The organism is uncultured Veillonella sp. (assembly GCF_905209685.1).
Classification (GTDB): domain Bacteria; phylum Bacillota; class Negativicutes; order Veillonellales; family Veillonellaceae; genus Veillonella.
The window spans coordinates 1-2,664 of record NZ_CAJLUB010000177.1; the positions used below are offsets into that span (position 1 = coordinate 1).

4 protein-coding genes are annotated in these 2,664 nt (G+C 38.6%); all 4 read right to left on the reverse strand.

Annotation, left to right across the window (positions count from 1 at the left end):
* Positions 1-215: uracil phosphoribosyltransferase (locus QZ055_RS09090; protein ID WP_295826384.1), on the reverse strand; the 215-nt coding region annotated here is incomplete at its 3' end.
* A gap of 173 nt (positions 216-388) precedes the next feature.
* Positions 389-1,621 (reverse strand): serine hydroxymethyltransferase, encoded by a 1,233-nt coding sequence (glyA, locus tag QZ055_RS09095; protein WP_105089322.1) that lies wholly within the window; start codon positions 1,619-1,621, stop codon positions 389-391.
* 45 nt (positions 1,622-1,666) lie between these two features.
* Entirely contained in the window at positions 1,667-2,104 is a 438-nt protein-coding gene (gene rpiB, locus QZ055_RS09100; RefSeq protein ID WP_287539646.1) for a ribose 5-phosphate isomerase B, read from the reverse strand.
* Positions 2,105-2,115: 11 nt separating this feature from the next.
* Entirely contained in the window at positions 2,116-2,562 is a 447-nt protein-coding gene (locus tag QZ055_RS09105) for a low molecular weight protein arginine phosphatase (RefSeq protein ID WP_119206190.1), read from the reverse strand.
* Positions 2,563-2,664: the final 102 nt, after the last annotated feature.

The window sequence follows — 2,664 nt, forward strand, 5'->3', positions numbered from 1 at the left end:
CCCAATTTTTTACCTGCAATACGTTTGCCAGTCATTTTAGTTAAAGGTGTTTGAACCTCTACATCCTCTAATGGTAAGCTACGTGTAATTTCATAGCCCATCAACATCGTAATTTCATCAAGTAATTGTCTGAAATCTTTAGAGCCTGTTTCTGCATCACGCATCAATGTAACTTTGTGTTGAATCAATGGATGTGTCATAACATTAACTTTCATGACTGTCCTCCTATAAATAATTTACATACCCTATCGGTATCCATTTAATATTCATATTTACTCTATCACAGATTGATAAATCATGCCATAAAAATATTAAAAGGGATGTGATAATACACATCCCTTTTATCGTATTTAAGCCTTATGTAATTTTAATAAGATTAATCCAAAGATTAGTACAATGGATACGCTTCGCAAAGTGCTGCTACGCGTTTGCTTGCTTCTTCATGAACTGCTTTATCTTCAGGATTTTTAAGAACAGTTGCAATGATATCTGCAATTTCTTCCATATCTTTTACTTGTAAGCCACGTGTTGTAAGCGCTGGTGTACCAAGACGGATACCGCTTGTTACAAATGGGCTAGCAGGATCGAATGGAATTGTATTTTTATTACATGTAATACCTACTTCATCAAGTAAATGTTCTGCTTCTTTACCTGTTAAGCCAGTATTGCGTACATCTACCAACATAACGTGAGTATCTGTACCACCAGAAACGATTGTTAAGCCTTTTTCTTGCAATGCAGCAGCCAATGCTTTTGCATTATCGATAACTTGTTGTGCATATACTTTGAATTCTGGTTGTAATGCTTCACCAAATGCAACAGCTTTAGCAGCGATAACATGCATCAAAGGGCCACCTTGAATACCAGGGAAGATTGCTTTATCGATTGCTTTAGCATATTTTTCTTTGCAAAGAATCATGCCACCACGAGGGCCACGCAATGTTTTATGAGTTGTGGTAGTAACGATATCAGCATATTCTACTGGGTTTGGATGTAAACCTGCTGCTACAAGACCTGCAAAGTGAGCCATATCTACCATGAAGATAGCATCAACTTCATGAGCTACATCAGCCATTTTTTTGAAGTCGATTTGACGGCTGTAAGCACTACCACCAGCGATGATCAATTTAGGTTTTGCTTCTAATACGATTTTACGGAACTCATCATAATCGATTTGTTGAGTTTCTGCATCTACACCGTAAGGTACTACGTTGAAATATGTACCAGATACGTTAACTGGAGAACCATGTGTTAAGTGACCACCATGGGACAAGTTCATACCCACAATAGTATCACCAGGTTGTAATAATGCGAAATACACGCCAAAGTTTGCTTGAGAACCAGAGTGAGGTTGTACGTTAGCATGTTCTGCACCGAACAATCGTTTTGCACGTTCAATAGCTAATGTTTCGATAACATCAACATTTTCACAACCGCCATAATAACGTTTACCAGGATACCCTTCTGCATATTTGTTAGTTAACACGCTACCTTGAGCTTCCATTACGGCTTGAGAAACAAAGTTTTCAGAAGCGATCATTTCTAATTTATCGCGTTGGCGTGCTAATTCTTGATTGATAACAGCTTGAATATTAGGGTCTTGTTTTTCTAAGAAACTCATGAGTATCCTCCTCGTGCAAAACGAATATATATAGGTAATGATGTATTACTTCTCTAATGTTTTAATTTTCTCTACACGGCGTGCATGACGGCCACCTTCGAACTCTGTTTTCATAAAGATGGCAACAATATCATTAGCTAGGCCTGGACCAATAACGCGTTCTCCCATTGTGAGAATATTAGCGTCATTATGTTCACGACATGCATGAGCAGAGAATGTATCATGACAAAGAGCAGCGCGAATACCTGCAATCTTATTTGCTGCAATACCGATACCAATACCAGTACCACAAATCAAAATACCTCTGTCTGCTTGACCAGATACGACAGCATTTGCCACAGGTACAGCAATATCAGGATAGTCGCAAGAATCAGCCGTATGACAGCCAAAATCCTCTACTTCATGTCCCAATGCATTTAATAATTCCTTAACGGATGCTTTTAAATGTAATCCGCCATGATCACAACCGATTGCAACTTTCATAATTTCATCTCCTACGCCTTCTGAGGCACTGATCTAAGACCGGCCTCTACTAAGTGATAAATTTGTTCCGCACATTGATTATATACGGTTTGATCAGATCCATATGGGTCAGTAACATCACCATCTTGACCACCCCACTCGGAAATCGTTTTGATTTTACCTTCCTCAAACGGGAATTGTCGAAGTAGTACAGATTTGTGATCTTTCGTCATACCAATGATAAGATCTGCTGCATTCACGAGTTCCATTGTCAATGGTCTCGATTCATGATCAGAAATATCTGCAATGGAACGGATAGCTTCAACGGCTTGTTCAGTTGGCTTTGCTCCATAGGCGGCAAATAGACCAGCTGATACAGTCGTCACATCCTTATGTTGCTCCGCTGCAAGGGCCCGTGTAATACCTTCAGCCATAGGGCTACGGCAAGTATTACCGGTACATACAAATAAAATATTCATAATAACATCCTTACTTAATCACATTTTGTGATTACTTTATACATTATAGCAAATTCATCCAATATGTAAAGACATATTTCTATTATCAGTGGACATTTTTAT